The organism is Pantoea sp. OXWO6B1 (assembly GCF_001641135.1).
Taxonomy (GTDB): Bacteria; Pseudomonadota; Gammaproteobacteria; order Enterobacterales; family Enterobacteriaceae; genus Pantoea; species Pantoea allii.
Genome location: NZ_LWLR01000001.1, coordinates 1,828,547 through 1,846,347 on the forward strand (window position 1 = coordinate 1,828,547; position 17,801 = coordinate 1,846,347).

Sequence of the window (17,801 nt, forward strand, 5' to 3'; positions counted from 1 at the left end):
TGATTGCCCTTGTCGTTAAGCGTTAAAGCGAAAACTTTTAAGCAGCGTTTGAAACTGTGCCTGATCAGCGTCACTGATGGCGGACATGGAGGTCATGGTAAAGACCAGCACTTTGTGATTATCCGGCGTGAAGACCGACTGCTGTTGCCAGGTGCGTTTGCCGTCACGCAAAAAATTAGCGTGCACGCATTCGCCTTTAAGCAGATCGTCACCCAGTACGGCAGGGCCGCGTTCAGTCTGTTTCCATCCCTTAATGTGTTTTTGCATCAGCGTTAACTGACGATCGATGTACGCAGGCAGCGCTTCACCGTCGGCGAGCGTATCGCGTGAGAGAGTAAAAGCGGGGGCGTTGGCAGCAGAAGCGGTGAAAGCATTAACCGTGCGGTCCTGATAATCCTCAGGCAGTGTGATTTGACCTTCCGTAAACAGACAAGCGATGTTTGAGCCTGACATCGTACACATTCCTTATCCTTAAGATGTGCTCAAGTTTGTCATGAAAAGCGGGGAATCTCCAGCAAAGGCAAGGGCGGGAAGAGGGCCTGGCTGGAATGTCAGAATAATCCTTATCGGCAAAGGGATAATGGCCTCAAGGCGAGGCCATTATGGGTTACCTGTGCGGACCGCCGCCAGGACCGCCACCGCCACCTGGTCCCATCTGTCCCGGGCCGCCGCCGGGTCCCCAGTATGGCCAGATGCAGCCCGACAGGGCAGAAACACTTGCTAACGCGATAACGAACAGAATCACTTTTTTCATACGGGCTCCTGATTGATGTGAATGACTCTATCAGGCCCTGCCTGTACAAGTATGTGGCGGATGAAAAAGGCTCGGCAGGATAACGTAAAAGTTTCGTTAACCTACGTGTGCGGGGCGCAGACCGACAGCCAACTTGTTTTATCTGCCTGTGTTGCGGGCTTTACCTTATGAAGGTCAGGGCAAGCTGTTAGCGGTGTTGCCCATCATCTTAAAAGCAGACCACGGCGTGTATTACCGCAGGCCGCCCTTATTTGTCCCGGTGCACATATTTGTCTCGGTGCACAAAACAGATGCGCCCGTGAGGCGGAGTAACGCAATCCAGGGTTCACCCCGGCGTCACATTTGAGCGGTGACGTGCTTCTTTGCATCAGAAGTGTGCACCGCTACGCGGTTTTAGTCGTGAACCGACCGCAGACTGGCATGGCACAAACCCTCGCCCCTGGCCCACAAATTGCAATGGTCGTGGTACGAAGTCACATTATCACTTAGCAAAAAAGGAATCAGACGAATGTCCGTGAGCCGTTTATATGTTGCCCGCCTGTGTTTACCTGCAATTTTTACGAGTTTGTCGTTCTCTTCGGTGGCCTTTGGGGCAAATGTACCCAATGGCGTTGCGCTGGCCCCTGTGCAGGAGATCGTGCGGGGCAACGGTGATGAGCCTTCAACTCTGGATGTCGATAAAGCCGAAACCAATGATGCTTTTGCTGTGATTAACGATCTGTTTGAAGGGTTGGTGCGGACAGATCCTGAGGGCAAAATCATGCCAGGACTGGCGAGTTCGTGGGAAACGACCGACAACAAAGTGTGGACCTTTCATCTTCGCCCTGAGCTGACATGGTCAGACGGATCGCCTCTCACCGCCGAAGATGTCGTCTTCAGCTGGCGTCGTCTGACCGATCCAAAAACCGCTTCGCCTTATGCGTCTTTTGCTAACTATGCGCACATCCTTAATGCCGATGCGGTAACGGGCGGTAAAAGCCCGTCTGACAGCCTGGGCGTAAAAGCGTTAGACGCTCACACCGTGCAGGTTACCCTGGATCAACCGGTATCCTATTTTCTGCAGTTTGTTGCGCATCCTTCCCTGTTCCCGGTCAGCGAAAACAATATTAAAAAGTTTGGCGATGCCTGGATCAGACCGGGCAACATGGTCAGCAGCGGGGCGTATAAACTGGATCAGTGGGTGGTAAATGAAAAAATTACGCTGACCCGTAACGATCGTTACTGGGATAATGCCCATACCGTAATTAACCGGGTGACGTTTTTACCCATTCACGACGTTTCAGCCGAGCTTAACCGCTACCTGGCTGGCGGTATTACGATTACGGAGAATATTCCCGCCATTGATTTTGCGCGGATGAAAAAAGAGCGGCCCAAAGAGGTTCACAGCACGGCTGTTTATAGCGTGTTCTACTTTCAAATTAATACGCATAAACCGCCCTTTACCGATGCTCGCGTGCGTCAGGCGCTGGATTTGGCACTGGATAAAGGCATCATCGCCGATAAAGTCATTGGCATGGGACATAAAGCGGCTTATACCGTTCTCCCTCTGTCCATGGGGGAGGTCACGCTGTCGCCGCCTGAGTGGGCCGGCTGGACGCAGGCGCAACGGGTAAAAAAAGCGCAGGTGCTGCTCAATGAAGCCGGTTTTTCCGCCAGTCATCCTCTGAGTTTTACTCTGCTCTACAACACCAATCAGGATAACCAACGTATCGCTATTGCCGCGGCCTCCATGTGGGGTAAAACATTAGGTGCAAAGGTCACTCTGCAAAACCAGGAATGGAAAACCATGTTAGATACCATGCATCAGCGACAATATGATCTGGTGCGCTATACCTGGATTGGTGACTACAGTGAGCCCTCTACCTTTTTAAATACCTTCCGCAGTGGCGACAGCCAAAATAGCTCAGGCTATGCCAGCACAGGGTTTGATGCGGCCGTAAAAGCCGCGGGGATGGATACCGATCCCCATGCTGTAACCCAGGACTACCAGAAAGCCAGCGACATTATCGCGAAAGATACGCCGGTCATACCGGTTTTCTATGGTGCGCTCAACAAGTTGGTCAATCCAAAGGTCGGCGGTTATGCACCCTCACACCTGGGGTTCTACTACACCAAGGACCTTTATCTTGTTAAGTAAGGCTGGTCGCTGCTCGCCCTTATCCGGACGGCGCTTTTAACTCATCAGGGGCCAGATTCTGGCCCCTGATCGCCTGGTGCAATCTCCGGCCTTTCCTGTCAGCGACGGAAAACGCCCTTTCACCACGCAGTCAACGCACATTTTCGCCCAGCTAAATCCCACCGATTGAAACTCGCTTGCAAAAGGTAACGACTGGAAATGTTCTTCTGTTTTAAAACTGCATGCGGAAATGGGATGTTATGCGCTGAGGTAAATCAATGATCCGATCCACCTTGAATAAACTGCACGTATAAAACATCTGTGACCGGGTGCCTTGCCCAGTAATATCCCCACGCACTTATTTGAAGGTAAAAAATGGAAAAGCCATTTTTTAAGAAGCAGATAGTTGACTCTTCCAGCGCTGAGTGCGGTGAAACGCTGTCCCCTTGGGTGCTTTTACTCCGGCGAAACTGGGTGTCTTTTGTACTGGGAAGTATGACCGTGATCTGCTTCGTGCAAAGCCACCCTCTGCACGCGCGGCTGGCGGCAGCAACGCATGCCACGCTACCACGACCGCCTACTTCCAGCGCAGCTTCAGATGCCACGCTGAGCCAGCGCCAGGCTGCGCTCACCACAGCTTCACTTGAGCTTGCCTCTGCCCAGGCTAAACTGGCGGCGGAAAAGATTCGGCTGGTCAGTGCGCAGCTAAAGCTTGAACAGAGCAGCCTGCTTCAGGACATCGATCATACCCAACAACTCGCGTTTCAGCAGGTCAGCGACAGCCGTTTCCAGCAAGCCATGCTGAATGGTCAACTTGCACAGCTGGCAGAGCAAATTAAAATTGAATCGGCGCAAATCGGTATGGCTCAAAAGCTGGTCAACAAATGGCGGCCGTTGTTAGCAAAGGGGTACATCTCCACGCTTCAGTTTGAGCAGGAGCAATCGACCGTATGGGGTTATGAGAGCCAGTACCGTGCGCTGTTACAGCAGCAGTATGGTGCCCGCCAGCAGTTAAGCGTATTGAACGATCAACAGCTTCAAATACCCCTGGCGACCGCCGTTAAGCTCAACGTTATGCGCCGCCAGCTGGCGCAGGTGGATGAGAGCCTTTCACAAAATGAAAGCACCCTGCAGCAGGCGCTTTATACGCCTTCTGAGGATTCGGTAAAATCCATTCCCGCGAAAGCGGACGCGGGTGAATCCGGCAATTCGCAAAACACTATCACTGGATTAACATCCGGTAAGCCCGTCGTTGTAACGCCCAGGGAGAATCATGCCGAACCGCATTTTCAAAGAGTAAATGCCCAGGCCGGTAATACCTTCAGCAGTGAGCATCATTCGGTCTCAGCGCATAATGTGTAATCCGGTTCAGGCTGGTGGCTGACGCACAGGGGAAGAATATGTATTTACACCATCAGCCCGGGCAGGATAGCCTCATTTCTCACTTCCCTTTCAGGCGAATCGTAAAATGCCCGATTACTGTTTCTATCAAAAAGGTCAGCACATCGTTGTTCTGGAAAGAAATGATGCGGACGGCGCTTATCTGCTGGAAGAAAAGGGCTATGAAAAACAATTTGAAGAGGTGAGTGCGATTAACAGCAATCAGGCGCTTAACCGCTTTGCTGATATTCGCCGGAGTAATCGCCATGACCATTACGACTTTTTCTCGGGCGCTATCGCTATGCCACTGATGGGCGTGCTAACCGCAATTGCTGTTTTTCTGTTACGGAAAAAATAGTCAGGACGTCGATAGCGCTGGGCGGTGATGGCATGACATCCCGTTTTGTTTTTTTGCCTGCTCTGGGTTAACCCCCGCTCGCTGTCCTGAACCCGTGCGTTTAAAACCACGCCTTGCTTACCCGCTCCTGTTCCACCGGCACTGCTGTCTGATAACGGTCATGATCGCGCGGTATCCTGAAGATGGGGAGCCATAAAGAGCGTTGTGGCCTCACGTCATAACATCGCCTGTGGTCATGCCAGTCCAGACATTAAAACGCCACAGATAAGCGTTCACGATCATGCGCGGGAGCCTAAATCATGTCAGAAGTGCTGGAGCAGGAAGGGTGGAAAGAGAATGCCATCGGTGAAAAGTTTAACGCTAAAGGTGAGGTACTGCCTTTCAGAGGAAACACGCTGATTTGTCATCTGGCCCAGGACAGTGAGATGGTCGGTGTAACTGGCGAAATGGTGGACGCGATGAAAGCCGCAGGATTGGGTCGCTGTTATGCGTTTCTGCCGCCGTCGAGCTATCACATGACGGTGTTTAATGGTGCCAACGATCGGGCACGGTATCATCCGGCCTGGCCACAAGATCTGAATCTTGATGTTTCGATGGATGAGTGCGATCGGCTGTTTGCCGCAAAACTGGCAGATTTCAGGCTAACATCTTCTTTACCTTTGCAGATGCGCATTGGCGGAATTGCGCTAAAGCAAGGTGTTTCCCTGTCGCTGGCACCCCTGGACTGGGCGGAAAATAGCAAAATACGTTCACTCCGGAACGCGCTCAGCAGCACACTACACTGCAGACGAAGCAATCACGATGTCTACGAGTTTCATATCAGCGTGTCCTACCTCATCCACAAACCGGTCGATGAGGAGCTCTGCCTGCTGCAGATGTTAAGAGCAACGTATCTGGAAAAACTGATGCGGGTTTCCCCGGTTATTAAGCTGGGCGCGCCTGAGTTTTGTACGTTCCGGGATATGTTGGGTTACAGGCCGTTGTTGAGGCTGGAATAATCAAAATTTCTTTTAGCTGCTAAGAGGCTAATATTGCGGCGCAGCACTGATTAAATCGGCGTGAAAATTATATAAAATGATTTTTTTATAGATTATTTAAAAGGCTTAAGTTTAAAAAAATTCCGCGAGTCGCCTCAATAAGACAGCTCGCGGAATATATTAATTTGAAACTTTATCTGCTTGTATGGTTGCACTACCTGTATTGTCAACGCAGTTATCGTCTGTCACAAACGCCATAAAGGTTGCGGTAGTAGGCACGTTGACGGTGATGGGCGCGCTACCAACGGTGGTGCCCCAGCGAGCATTACCTAAACCGCCTTGTAAATAGACGGAGCTGATTTGGCAGCCATCGCTTAATGAACCATTTGCACAACTCATGTTATTTGAGAGCAAGGACATAGTATAGGTACCCGGTTGCAACTGAAACTGTAATGCGGTACCTGATTGCACCCTGACGTTACTTAATGGCGGGTAGATGCAGTGATCTTTTGCATTAATTGTAAATGATGCAGCCTGGCTGCCAAAAGAAAATAGGGATAATAGTAATAAGGCATTAATTTTGGTTTTCATACAAAATATCCTTGTTTCAATGTCAGGTGAAGTTTTATGAAGCCAACACGGTTTTCAATTTTCTGATAATGATCTTCGTAAATAATGTGGATGATTTTTTCTATTAAGCCTCTCTGGTTTAGTGAGGAGTAAGAGTGACTCTAACTGTTTCCGTTCGAGAGCGTGAATGAGCAATGCTTACGTACGTACCACCAGGCTTAACGGTCAATTGATCTGAGGGAATCGAGAGAAATGCGTGAGCATAAGGTAAAGAGAAGGGTAAAAGCTGGGGCTGCTAATAAGGCTTAAGCTCAACACAGGGAAGGTGGCCCGTCTCACTACATTTTATTCGCCATTAGGCGAATGCCGGGGCCGGCTATTCAGTATATAAGCTATGAATTCCGTCACGGTGATGACAGCCTCCAGGAGCATTGTTTTACTATTTGTTGTATCAGACCGATTCACACATCAGACCGGATAGCGTGCGGCTAAACATACGCGTTAAAGGGCCAGGCGCAGCTAAGTTGAATTCTCGTTAGCGGGCATATCTTTTCATAGCGATATGCCCGTATCCGAAAGCTTATGTAAACGCAGTACAAAGCATGAAGCGGTCAACCAGAAATTGCACGGCAAAATGACTGTCTGTATCGCAAACACTGTGCTCAAAGTTCAACATACGCCAGCCGTTTCCGCGAGCGCGAGGGCGTTTCAACGATTGCACTGGCAATGGCCGCCCCGATATCGGCACAGACCGTCAGCCCCTGCACAAAGGGCTGGTCATGCATCAAATAGGGCAATGCGGCAAAGGCGATGCGTCCCCGGGCGGAAGCGGGAGACAGCAAGGTATAATCATCACCCACATCAGGAATCTCATCGCCGCAGCGCTGGATCTGCTGTTTCAGTGTGGCAAATGGCAGATCTTTAGTTTTGAGCGCCTTCTGTCCTCGCGCATCAATAAACACGTCAAACGTGAGCTGTTGCTCCCCGGTAACGATGCGCGTTTTCGTCTGCTGCCTTTGCAGTTCATACTCTTCGCCGAGTGCAAGGATGCTGATAATGCCGGCCTCGCGTAGTGCCAGCAACCGACGGATCGACTGTGAAGGAATCGCCGCGTAGTTATCGATAAACACTTTGGCGAGGCCGCCTGAAAAGCGTTTACTGTCACTTTCGTTAAGAAAGGGAACGATTTCCTCAACCACTTCGTGCAACCGCAGAATGGTATAGCGCCACGGCACGGTTCGCCTGTCGCGTTTATTGCGTTCAACTTCATTCAGATTGGTGCTGGCCCAGTGGAAAGGGTCCTGCTTCTGTCGGTTGGCAAACCAGGCTTCCGGAAAACGGTCGACATCAAGCGTTTTCAACGCAATCGCTTCACTCCACGCAGGTGCCGCCTCTTCAAGCTCTTTCACCATCAGCGCAAACACCCGATCGAGCAATCCCTCTGCGCCCGCAGCAATCGCGTCGTCGATGGCGCTCTCTGTTACCACGTTCAGCGGCTCATAGGGAATCGGGCAATAGAAGTCGGCCTCCGGCAGAATGCCCGAACGGGACATCAGGACGATCTTCAGCGCCTCATGGCCTTTATCCAGCGTAAAGGTGATCTCTTCATCATCGGCTTCCACAAACTCACCATGCTGGATCGCCACGGCCATGGCGGCATCAATGCCGCTCAGCGAGGTGCCCATAATGCCGACATCACAGGCCGGTATTCTGGCCTCCATCAGGCCAGACCAGGGGCTGGGGAAATAGGTGCGGGTAGACGCACTGTCGTCCGGCCAGACGTGACCTGTCGCGATCACCACCTGATCAAAGGTTTCAGGTGAGTCTTCGCCCTGCGTCCAGAGTTTTACCCCTGCATCGGTCGCCTCAAGATCGGTGACCTGACAACGCTCATGGATTTTTACCTCAAAGCCTTGCTCTGTGGCGCGGGAAACCAGTGTCAGAAACTGGTCGCGGAAATACTCGCCAAGCAGGATACGCGGCAGAAACTGGCGAATATGCAGAGCGCCGGGATCGACATTATATCGCCTGAGATGGCTGTCACTCTGGGCGCGCAGCCAGTCGATATAGGTCATAAACACCGGGGGAATTTCGATACTGGCGATGTTTGCCAGCATCATCCGGGAGTTCTCTTCATCGCTGTAAGGCATGCCGACGCCGGCCTCGTCGCCTTGTTCATAAACGGAAATGGCAAGCGGCACGTTATGGCCCAGAAGTGAATAAAACGTGTAAATGCCGGTTGGCCCGGCGCCGATTATCGCGATCTTTTTCATCGATGTTCGCACCTTGTTATTGTTATGGGGTTCGGTCACAGGCTGTGTTTTGCGCATGCTGCAGGAAAGGCGACGCATTCATGCACGTTTTTCTCCTCGCCGGTATCATCAAGTTTACTCGACTATTCCAGAACTGCGCGGGCTAAGGATAGGCGTGAAAACTAAGCGCAGCGGCTGTCAGGCACCGAGCGTGGCAAGTTGGACGAAGAGAAAAGGTAAGCTGAAATTAAGGTGGGAAAGAAAAAACCGGCTCAGGGCCGGATTTTCTTAAGACTGCGGTTGGCCTACCGGCCCTTTGCCTAATGGCCCGCCGGGAACGGATTGTCCGCTTGGCGCGTGAGGACGACCATCATTACCTATGGCGCCGCTTTCCTGCTGGCAACCTGACATGACGAGCAGGCTGGAGATGATGAATAAACCGGCAAATACGCTTTTCATGGCTTTCCTCTTGAGCATTAAAGGGACAATAAAATGACCTCTTAAGCCTGGTTTGTATTTCCGCGAAGTCAATGCGGCGATGGCTGTCTGTGTTGAAGATGGCAAACGCAGGCCGCATCGCGAATCCCGCATTACAGCGTTCGAGGATGTCGGCAGCAGAATCAGGGCTCAGGCAAAGGAAGGACGGGAAAATCAGCCTGATTTCGCGCGCCGCTTAGTTCAACCGTTGAATCTGCTCAGCCTCACCCGAATAGCGGGTCAGATTGCCTTAGCACGGCGATGATCCGGTATGAAAAATGGCACTGCGAGGAGGATACAGAAAATATGCGCCATGGCGTGCGGCAGAAGGGTTATGTAAGGATCAGTTAAGACGCGACCAGGCTGTCCGCCAGCACGTTAAGGTTAACCAGACGGCACCGCGTTGTCCGTTTTAAGCCAGGAGAAAAAATGCCTGATGACTCATCGGCTATTTGATGTGGGTGAACTGACTATGCTCAGTTAATAGGGTTCAGACCATTATTTTCAAGCCATTCAGGGCGAAGAATACCCATCGCCACGCGATCGGAGCGCTTATTATCACGATAAACGGCCTGCCTGATCACGCCTTCTTTAACAAACCCATTCCTTTCATAAAGACTCAGCGCATGAGCATTACAGGAAATGACTTCCAGACTCAGACGATGCAAATTGAGTTCCATAAAGGCATAGCGCATGATTAATTTCAGGCCTTCATCACCAAAACCCTGTCCGCGATCTTTTGCCTGTCCAATACCCATTGCCAGGCTTGCCTGCTGATTATTCCATTCAATACTGTGCAATGTGACAAATCCAATCAGGCGGTCATCGGCCTTTGTTCTGATATGAAAATAAAAATCGTTGTCAGCGGGAAGCATGATTTTGGCCAGTTTCTCTGCAGAAAGCGGAAAAGCAGGCTCTGTGTCTACGCAACGAAGATAGACATCGTCCTGATACCACAATGCCATGGTGTCGATATCTTCCGCTCTGGGTGCGCAAATTCGAATACGCGCTGTCGAAAAAAGCCTGTTTTCCATCGGGTAGTCGCCGCTTATTTCAGGATGTCAGCACTATATCATTGGGCGATCGTTTAAAAATAAACGTTTCGGCTTTAAGAAGGACATCAATCCTGCCTGTCGGCAGCCGGGAAATGCCGGGTATTACATAACCGGCGGGAGCCATAATGTCATGGACTAAGCAAACGCACGTTACTGCAAAAAGCGTGTAAAATTCAGCGGGAGTATTAAGGCTGTCATCAATGAGGGGATAACATGATGCCGCCTCACTTCACGCTTATCAGGAGAATGTATTGGAACTGTGTCATCATCTTGAAAGCATTTACGCGGCACGATCCCGCCAAACGCTGACCCAATGGCAGGGCGCGAATGCGTCTTCGGCGTGTACGGCAACGAAATCTTTTTACCCGGAACATTTATACGCACTGACCAGCGGCATCCAGCCTGCACTGAATCCGGCAATAATCGCATTACTCCACGAGCTGGGCGCACTGACTGCAGGAGATCCCAGGGCGGATAATATGCATCCAGATAATTTCCATGTGACCTTTCTTCCCGTCACGCCTGCACAGTATCAGCGCCGTGAAGCGATGCCTGCTACGCTAAGCCTGGAAAAAGCCTTCAATCAAAGCGTTAAGCATCGCCACCTGCAGGTCGATATGCTGCGGCTGGTGGCGCTTCCTGACCAGTTATTGCTGGCGGGCGTACCCGATGAGCTCGCCGTGACAGAAAGGGCGCTGTTTTGGGAAACATTAATGTCGGGAGAATGGCGTGAACCGCTACAAGAAAGGCATGCGGGAAAAAGCAGCCCGCCAGTGTTCTGGCACACCACCTTGCTGCGTTATCAGGCCGCGACCTTACCAGCCAGCCTGCGCGCGTTTTTTATTGCCAACCAGCATCAGTGCTACGGTTCGGTGCGGGGCACAATCAGACTGGCCGCAACGACCTATAACTGGTCAGATGTAAATTTTTTAACTGATTGAAATAAAATGCAAAAAACACAGGCCGCGTCTTAGCGCGATCTCCGTCACACTTATATTCGCCTCAGTAGGATAGTCCATATCCTGGACGAATTTCCCCTCATCCTTCTTTGCCACCGCTTTATATCCTGTATGGACATTGCATGCTGTATAAGCGGAGCTTAATGATGTCTCATGTAAATACTTTGAATATTAATAGCCAACACCAGCAAAAAGTTCGGCGTATGAACCTGTTTATCTCCATATCGGCGGCGCTGGCCGGATTGCTTTTTGGCCTGGATATCGGCGTTATCTCGGGCGCACTGCCCTTTATCACTCAGCACTTCCGTTTAAGCAGTCATGAGCAGGAATGGGTGGTGAGCAGCATGATGCTGGGGGCGGCTATTGGTGCCATCTGCAACGGTTGGGTGTCACACAGCCTGGGCAGAAAATACAGTCTGATGGCCGGGGCCGTGCTGTTTATTCTGGGATCGCTTGGCTCTGCCTTTGCCACCAGTGTGGAAGCGCTGCTGGGCTTTCGGGTATTACTGGGGGTTGCGGTGGGCGTGGCGTCTTATACCGCACCGTTATATCTGTCCGAGATGGCCACGGAGAACGTGCGGGGAAAAATGATCAGCCTTTATCAGCTGATGATTACCTTTGGCATTGTGCTGGCTTTCCTGTCCGATACCGCGTTCAGCTACAGTGGCAACTGGCGCGCCATGCTGGGCGTGCTGGCCTTACCGGCGGTTATCCTGTTCATTATGGTTATCTTCCTGCCTAACAGTCCGCGCTGGCTGGCGGCAAAAGGCCTGCATGTGGAGGCAGAGGAAGTGCTGCGGATGCTGCGGGATACCTCAGAAAAGGCCCGCCAGGAGCTGAATGAAATACGTGAAAGCCTGCGCATGAAGCAGGGCGGCTTTGCATTATTCAAACGTAATCCCAACGTCAGACGGGCGGTATTCCTGGGGATGTTGTTACAGGGCATGCAGCAGTTTACCGGCATGAACATCATCATGTATTACGCGCCGCAGATTTTTAAAATGGCGGGCTTTAAAAGTACCCAGGAGCAAATGATTGCCACGGTCGTGGTCGGCCTGACGTTTATGTTTGCCACTTTTATTGCCGTGTTTACGGTGGACAGAGCAGGCAGAAAACCCGTCCTGAAAATCGGCTTTTCCGTCATGGCGTTTGCCACCCTGGTACTGGGTTATTGCCTGATGAAAGCGGGGCAGGGTGAGATCAGCAGCGGGTTATCCTGGGTTTCCGTTGGTATGACCATGCTGTGTATTGGCGGATATGCCATGAGCGCAGCGCCTGTCGTCTGGATTCTGTGTTCTGAAATTCAGCCGCTCAAATGCCGTGACTTTGGTATCACCTGCTCGACCACCACGAACTGGGTAGCGAATATGATTATCGGCGCGACCTTTCTGTCGCTGTTGGGCAGTATCGGCGCGGCGGGCACCTTCTGGCTGTATACCGGGTTTAACCTGCTGTTTATTGTTATCACGGTTTACCTGGTGCCGGAAACCAAGAATGTGACCCTGGAGCGGATTGAGAAGAATTTGATGGCGGGTGAGAAGCTGCGGGATTTGGGACGCTAGCACCCACTATTGAGGTATCCACATCTGTCTGTTTCTTAACAGCTCGGCACAGGTCACTGCTGCTGGGTTGTTAGCTGTTCCTGCCAAAGCGTTATTGTTCATATTCTCCACAGGCAGCGGTCATACACCGCGTTATTGAGGCATGTGCTATTTCTTTCACGCTTCCCCTTTCGTTCACCTGACATAAAAAGAAGGGGATTCTTTACAGCATGTCCTAAACCTGAGCATGAAAAATTTCTGAATGCCATCCAGGCTGGAAGGGAATACTTTTCCTTTCAAAGCGCTGCAATGGTGCGCGTACTCCTTTACGGTCCAGGCTGGCTTTAACCGGGAAAACATCCTAATAACAATGTTGCCATCTATTAATTAAGATGTTCTATTTATGTTAATTAAATTACCTTGAATAACTTAAGTTAAAATGACTGGTTTTTCTGTCTAATGGCTTGGTTGTTGTTTGTATTTTGAGTTATTTGCGATATTTTACTCTATTTTAAGTGTTTTTTGTGGTGCTATTGATCTGTTGCTGTTGCATCCAAAATAAAACAATAAATGAATATCTCGTTATTCAGTGTTTCCTTCGGTTAGGTGACAATTTCATTGGGCACAGGATTAATATTCTCTGCGTTCAGAAGCACATTGTTCTCTTCTGCAACCACGCTTCTTTATTAAGCGTATGAGCGGCGAATGCGTTTGACGCATTATAAAAAATCTAAGTTTAAGGGATTGTTGTAATGAAATTGAATAAAGCGGTTAAATCAATCGGTCTGTGTGCAGTGATGGTTGCATTTGGCGCTAGTGCTGCCGATCAAGGTAATGGTGAAATTAATTTCAAAGGTTCAATTATTGATGCGCCTTGTTCAATTGCGGCTGAATCTGCAAACCAGACTATTGATTTAGGTGAAGTAACAAATGCTGCATTGAAAAACGGTGGAAAATCTGCACCGAAAGCATTCAATATTAAACTTGAACAATGCGACACGGCAACCTCAAGCAGCGTAACAGCAACCTTCACGGGGGCAGCATCTGCAGGTAACAAAGATCTGCTGGGTATTACCGGTACCGCAAGTGGCGCATCAATCGCTATTACTAACGGTGCAGGTCAAATCATCAAACTGGGTGAAGCATCACCTGCTCAGAATATTCAGGACGGCGTGAACTCACTGGCGTTCTCAGCTTACCTGCAGGGTGACGTTGCTTCTGGTACTGAAGGTAAAGCCGCGACCATCGTTCCCGGTGACTTCACTTCTGTAGCGAACTTTACTCTGGCTTATAAATAAGGCAGTAAGCGAGCGTTAATATTTTCATTAACATTCGTCTGCATGAGCAGAGTGATCTGCTCATGCTGTTCCTTGAAGGGAATACTTTCTATGAAGATAAAGTCGCAGACTTATTTTTGGATGCTGCCTTTCATACTGACATTCTGTGCACCTGAATATGGAATATGTTTTACACAGGATCACGCACATGGCGTTGTCGGTATGCAAGGCAGTATCCTCGACGCACCTTGTGCTATAGCCGTTAATGACAGAGAGCAGCTCGTCGATATTCCTGCATTAACGACAGGCGAGCTGATCCACGATGGTGCTGGTTTTGTCAGGAATTTTTCAATTCACCTTATTAATTGTTCTGTTTCAGATGCCAGTACGCCAGGAGGAGACAAAAGTCATTTTATAGTGACATTTGACGGATTACCTGACGGAAAGTTATTTGGCGTTAATGGTGTTACCGGGATAGGAATTGAAATTCAGGATATGGCAGGCAATTTTGCTGTTCCCGGTGAACCCATGCCGGCAGGCCAGCTAACCAAAGGGCGGCAAACACTCAATTATCAAATGAGGTTAGTTGGCGATGCGCACCCTATGCATTCTGGGAAATTTCATGCTGTAGTGCGTTTCAAAGTTGATTATTACTGAGTTTTTTTCGACGATTAATATCATGAGAAAACAAAATTATAAAAATAGCACGCTCAGGCTATCTCTTTGTCCTGTCGCCCTGGCCGTTTTAGCTGTCCTTTTTTCACCTGGTTATGTGATGGCAGAAAATGATGATGTTGAATTTAATATCGATGTGCTGGATGTTAAGGAACGTGGTGAGGTAGATATTAATCGGTTTTCTCGTGCAGGTTATTTAATGCCAGGTGATTATCTGTTTAATGTGGTTGCCAATAGATCAGAGTTTCCTGAAGAAAAAATCAATTATATTGCTCCTGAAAATAAACCTGATGATTCACTGGCTTGTTTATCACCTGATTTAGTCAGTCGGTTTGGCTTTAAAGAGAATGAATTAAAAAAAGCACACTGGTGGCACAATGAACAATGCCTCGATGTCAGCTCGTTTCCAGGAATGACTGTCAGGCCAGATCTGGGTACCGGAGTATTAAAAATAAGTATCCCTCAGGCGTTGTTGGAATATACATCTGAAAGCTGGGATCCCCCTTCACGCTGGGATGATGGCGTACCCGGTTTTATTCTTGACTACTATTTAAACGCCAGACATACCCAGTCAAGAACCAGTTCCGATGCGCAGTCTTTGAGTGGAAATGGAGTGACGGGATTAAACGTGGGCGCCTGGCGCTTACGTGCAAACTGGCAGGGCGATTATGATCGTCAATCTGGTGTAACTGGCACCACAAAGAAAAATTTCAAGTGGGACCGGTTTTATCTCTTTCGCGCCATAAAGTCGCTTAAATCTGAACTGATGGTAGGCGAAGCCTATTTACCCTCAACGTTATTTGACGCGTTTCGTTTTACCGGTGCCAGCTTAACATCTGATGATGCGCAACTTGCACCCAACCTAAGGGGTTATGCCCCTGAAGTGGTCGGTGTTGCTAAAACCAATGCCAAAGTAACCGTGAGTCAACAGGGCAGCGTCATTTATGAAACGACGGTAGCATCCGGACCTTTCCGTATTCAGGATCTGAACAATGCGGTAATGGGAAAGCTGGATGTCACTATTCAGGAGCAGGACGGCACTAAACGTACGTTTCAGGTTGATACAGCAACCATACCTTACCTGACGCGGCCCGGCAGCGTCCGCTATAAGCTGGCATTGGGTAAGCCTTCAGATTACGACCACCATACACAAGATATTAATTTTATAACGGGTGAAGTGTCATGGGGGATTTCAAACGGGTGGTCTGTTTATGGTGGTGGGCTTTTTGCCGATGACTATCTGAGCATTGCGGCGGGTATGGGACGAGATTTGCTCGCTTTTGGCGCAATCTCGCTGGATGTTACCTCAGCCAAAGCAACATTAAGTGAAAGCGTTACCCGAAAAGGTAATTCATACCGTGTGAGTTACTCCAAACGCTTTGATGATTACGACAGCCAAATTACGTTTGCAGGTTATCGCTTTTCTGACCGTAACTATATGACGATGTCACAGTTTTTAAGTGCTAAAACGTCAACTTATAGCAATCCTGGGAACGGAAAAGAGTTATATACCATCACGGTGGCAAAGCAACTCAGAAAGCTCAATACAGGGATATATCTGAGCTATAACCACCAGACTTATTGGGAGCGGGCGGCGACGAATACGTGGAATCTTTCGCTTTCGAGCAGTTTCGATATGGGGCGGTTTAAAAATGCCAGCGTGAGCCTTACCGGATATCGCACGCAATACGATCACACGAAAGATGACGGTGTTTACCTGAGTTTGTCACTGCCTTTCGGCGAAGGAACACTCTCTTATAGCGGTCAAACCTCCGGTGGAACGCAAAGCCAGAGCGTGGGCTGGCGTGACAACATTGGTGAGAATGGTAACTACGATATCGATGTCGGTACCTCTTCAGATGGCGAACATTCGATTAATGGCTATTACGATTACAATGGCAGTCTGGCTGACATGACGGTTTCTGCCGGATTTGAAAATAACGGATATCGCTCTTTAGGGCTCTCTTTAGAAGGTGGAATGACAGCAACCTCACAGGGGGCTGCGCTGCACCGTTCATCTGGAGCGGATGGTACCCGACTGATGGTAGACACGGCGGGAGTTAGCGGTGTCGCCGTATCGGATGGCGGAAGCGATATTAAAACTAACTATTTTGGTAAGGCAGTCGTGACTGACGTAAATAGTTATTACCGCAGTAACGTCAATATTGATTTGGATGAATTGCCTGATGATGTCGAAGCAACGCGTTCTGTTGTCGAAGATACGCTGACTAAAGGCGCTATTGGATATCGTAAATTTGGTATTTTAGCCGGACAAAAAGGCATGGCGATCGTTAAGCTTCAACAAGGTTCAGTGCCGCCTTTTGGTGCGATGGTGAGGAATGCAGATAAAATACAGACGGGTATTATTGCTGAAGATGGAAAAGTCTGGCTATCGGGTATGAAACCGGGTGAAAAAATGAATGTAAGCTGGGGAGGGAAAGAACAATGTTCTTTTACTTTACCTGAAAGCTTACATGAGGATAGAGGTAGCCTGTTACTTCCCTGCGTTGAAAATTAATTAATAACAGAAAAAACGAAAAGCGATGACCGGTTTTTCTTTTTATCTTTTGCAACACCACTTTCATTATATTACAAGATTAGAGGTTGATATGTTTACGATAAATAGAGCTTTTTTTCTGAGTTTGATGACATTAATGATGGCTGCGACTGTTCCTGCTGCGAATGCAGCGGTTGGTCTGGACCGGACGCGTCTGATTATCAATGGCGACCAAAAATCTGAAACATTAACCGTCACCAATCATAATAAAGAGGCGCCTTATCTTGCCCAGTCATGGGTTGAAGATGAATCCGGTAAAAAGCTCGAAAATGAATTTATTGCATTACCGCCATTACAACGTATAGAGCCTAATTCCAAAGGACAAATAAAAGTACAAGTAATGGGGAAGGATTCACATGCCCAGGACAGAGAGTCCCTGTATTATTTTAATGTTCGGGAAATTCCACCCAAAAGTAAAAAACCAAATACGCTACAAATTGCATTACAAACCCGTATAAAAATGTTTTATCGCCCCGCAGGGCTTAAGTTAGCCAGCGGGGATGTTCCCCAGACGGCATTGACATTAACCCGTGAGGGGGATCGTTACCGTATTACTAACCCAACGGGTTACTATGTCACCATCGTGAATATGAGTTCTACGACTCAGGGGAACAGTAACGAGTTTAAGTCAGTAATGGTCGCCCCAAAAAGCAGTGAGTTGGCTGAGGTGAGCGCGGCAAGTCTGGGAACGAAACCGGTACTGACTTACATTAATGACTGGGGCGGTCGTCCAAAACTCATATTTAGCTGCTCGGGTAATGCATGCAAGGTTACCGATAAAAAAGCAGGGTGAATATTTTGTTCATCGTTCTCCTGAAGCATCTAAACAATAAAGTATTATCGTGCTACTACA

The 17,801-nt window shown here is 49.2% G+C and carries 16 protein-coding genes; 10 read left to right on the forward strand and 6 right to left on the reverse strand.

Annotated elements, in window-relative coordinates; all coding sequences use genetic code 11:
- Positions 1–15: 15 nt before the first annotated feature.
- Both A6A26_RS10710 and A6A26_RS25730 read right to left on the reverse strand, forming a co-directional pair.
- Positions 16–453, reverse strand: a complete 438-nt coding sequence (locus A6A26_RS10710) for a DcrB-related protein (RefSeq protein WP_063878709.1) — start codon at positions 451–453, stop codon at positions 16–18.
- 154 nt (positions 454–607) lie between these two features.
- Complete coding sequence (locus tag A6A26_RS25730) at positions 608–754, reverse strand: hypothetical protein (protein WP_164484305.1); 147 nt, start codon at positions 752–754, stop codon at positions 608–610.
- A 508-nt stretch (positions 755–1,262) separates the two neighbouring features.
- On the opposite strand from A6A26_RS25730, the gene A6A26_RS10715 reads away from it, so the two are divergent.
- The 4 genes from A6A26_RS10715 (at position 1,263) to A6A26_RS10730 (ending at position 5,606) form a co-directional block, all read left to right on the forward strand.
- Complete coding sequence (locus A6A26_RS10715) at positions 1,263–2,891, forward strand: ABC transporter substrate-binding protein (protein WP_063878710.1); 1,629 nt, start codon at positions 1,263–1,265, stop codon at positions 2,889–2,891.
- A gap of 354 nt (positions 2,892–3,245) precedes the next feature.
- Positions 3,246–4,232, forward strand: a complete 987-nt coding sequence (locus tag A6A26_RS10720; RefSeq protein ID WP_063878711.1) for an HlyD family secretion protein — start codon at positions 3,246–3,248, stop codon at positions 4,230–4,232.
- A 106-nt stretch (positions 4,233–4,338) separates the two neighbouring features.
- Positions 4,339–4,608 (forward strand): hypothetical protein, encoded by a 270-nt coding sequence (locus A6A26_RS10725; RefSeq protein WP_063878712.1) that lies wholly within the window; start codon positions 4,339–4,341, stop codon positions 4,606–4,608.
- Between the two features lie 299 nt (positions 4,609–4,907).
- On the forward strand, positions 4,908–5,606 hold the full coding sequence (locus A6A26_RS10730) for a DUF1868 domain-containing protein (RefSeq protein WP_063878713.1): 699 nt from the start codon (positions 4,908–4,910) through the stop codon (positions 5,604–5,606).
- A 159-nt stretch (positions 5,607–5,765) separates the two neighbouring features.
- Here the strand turns inward: A6A26_RS10730 and A6A26_RS10735 are convergent, their stop codons facing one another.
- From A6A26_RS10735 to A6A26_RS10745, 4 genes are all read right to left on the reverse strand, one after another.
- The gene (locus A6A26_RS10735) at positions 5,766–6,176 is read right to left on the reverse strand and encodes a hypothetical protein (RefSeq protein WP_063878714.1); all 411 of its coding nucleotides are present in this window, start codon (positions 6,174–6,176) and stop codon (positions 5,766–5,768) included.
- 641 nt (positions 6,177–6,817) lie between these two features.
- The gene (locus A6A26_RS10740) at positions 6,818–8,428 is read right to left on the reverse strand and encodes an FAD-NAD(P)-binding protein (protein WP_063881122.1); all 1,611 of its coding nucleotides are present in this window, start codon (positions 8,426–8,428) and stop codon (positions 6,818–6,820) included.
- A gap of 267 nt (positions 8,429–8,695) precedes the next feature.
- Positions 8,696–8,866 carry a hypothetical protein gene (locus A6A26_RS25735; RefSeq protein ID WP_164484306.1) on the reverse strand — a complete coding sequence of 57 codons (171 nt, stop codon included), beginning with the start codon at positions 8,864–8,866 and terminating at the stop codon, positions 8,696–8,698.
- A gap of 494 nt (positions 8,867–9,360) precedes the next feature.
- Positions 9,361–9,918, reverse strand: a complete 558-nt coding sequence (locus tag A6A26_RS10745) for a GNAT family N-acetyltransferase (protein ID WP_063878715.1) — start codon at positions 9,916–9,918, stop codon at positions 9,361–9,363.
- Positions 9,919–10,190: 272 nt separating this feature from the next.
- On the opposite strand from A6A26_RS10745, the gene A6A26_RS10750 reads away from it, so the two are divergent.
- The 6 genes from A6A26_RS10750 (at position 10,191) to A6A26_RS10775 (ending at position 17,741) form a co-directional block, all read left to right on the forward strand.
- On the forward strand, positions 10,191–10,880 hold the full coding sequence (locus tag A6A26_RS10750) for a hypothetical protein (protein WP_082875172.1): 690 nt from the start codon (positions 10,191–10,193) through the stop codon (positions 10,878–10,880).
- Positions 10,881–11,041: 161 nt separating this feature from the next.
- Positions 11,042–12,460 (forward strand): sugar porter family MFS transporter, encoded by a 1,419-nt coding sequence (locus tag A6A26_RS10755; RefSeq protein WP_063881124.1) that lies wholly within the window; start codon positions 11,042–11,044, stop codon positions 12,458–12,460.
- A 731-nt stretch (positions 12,461–13,191) separates the two neighbouring features.
- On the forward strand, positions 13,192–13,737 hold the full coding sequence (locus A6A26_RS10760; protein WP_063878716.1) for a fimbrial protein: 546 nt from the start codon (positions 13,192–13,194) through the stop codon (positions 13,735–13,737).
- Positions 13,738–13,827: 90 nt separating this feature from the next.
- Positions 13,828–14,373 carry a fimbrial protein gene (locus tag A6A26_RS10765; RefSeq protein WP_156506653.1) on the forward strand — a complete coding sequence of 182 codons (546 nt, stop codon included), beginning with the start codon at positions 13,828–13,830 and terminating at the stop codon, positions 14,371–14,373.
- A 22-nt stretch (positions 14,374–14,395) separates the two neighbouring features.
- On the forward strand, positions 14,396–16,909 hold the full coding sequence (locus A6A26_RS10770; protein WP_063881126.1) for an outer membrane usher protein: 2,514 nt from the start codon (positions 14,396–14,398) through the stop codon (positions 16,907–16,909).
- A 91-nt stretch (positions 16,910–17,000) separates the two neighbouring features.
- Positions 17,001–17,741 (forward strand): fimbria/pilus periplasmic chaperone, encoded by a 741-nt coding sequence (locus A6A26_RS10775; RefSeq protein WP_063881127.1) that lies wholly within the window; start codon positions 17,001–17,003, stop codon positions 17,739–17,741.
- Positions 17,742–17,801: the final 60 nt, after the last annotated feature.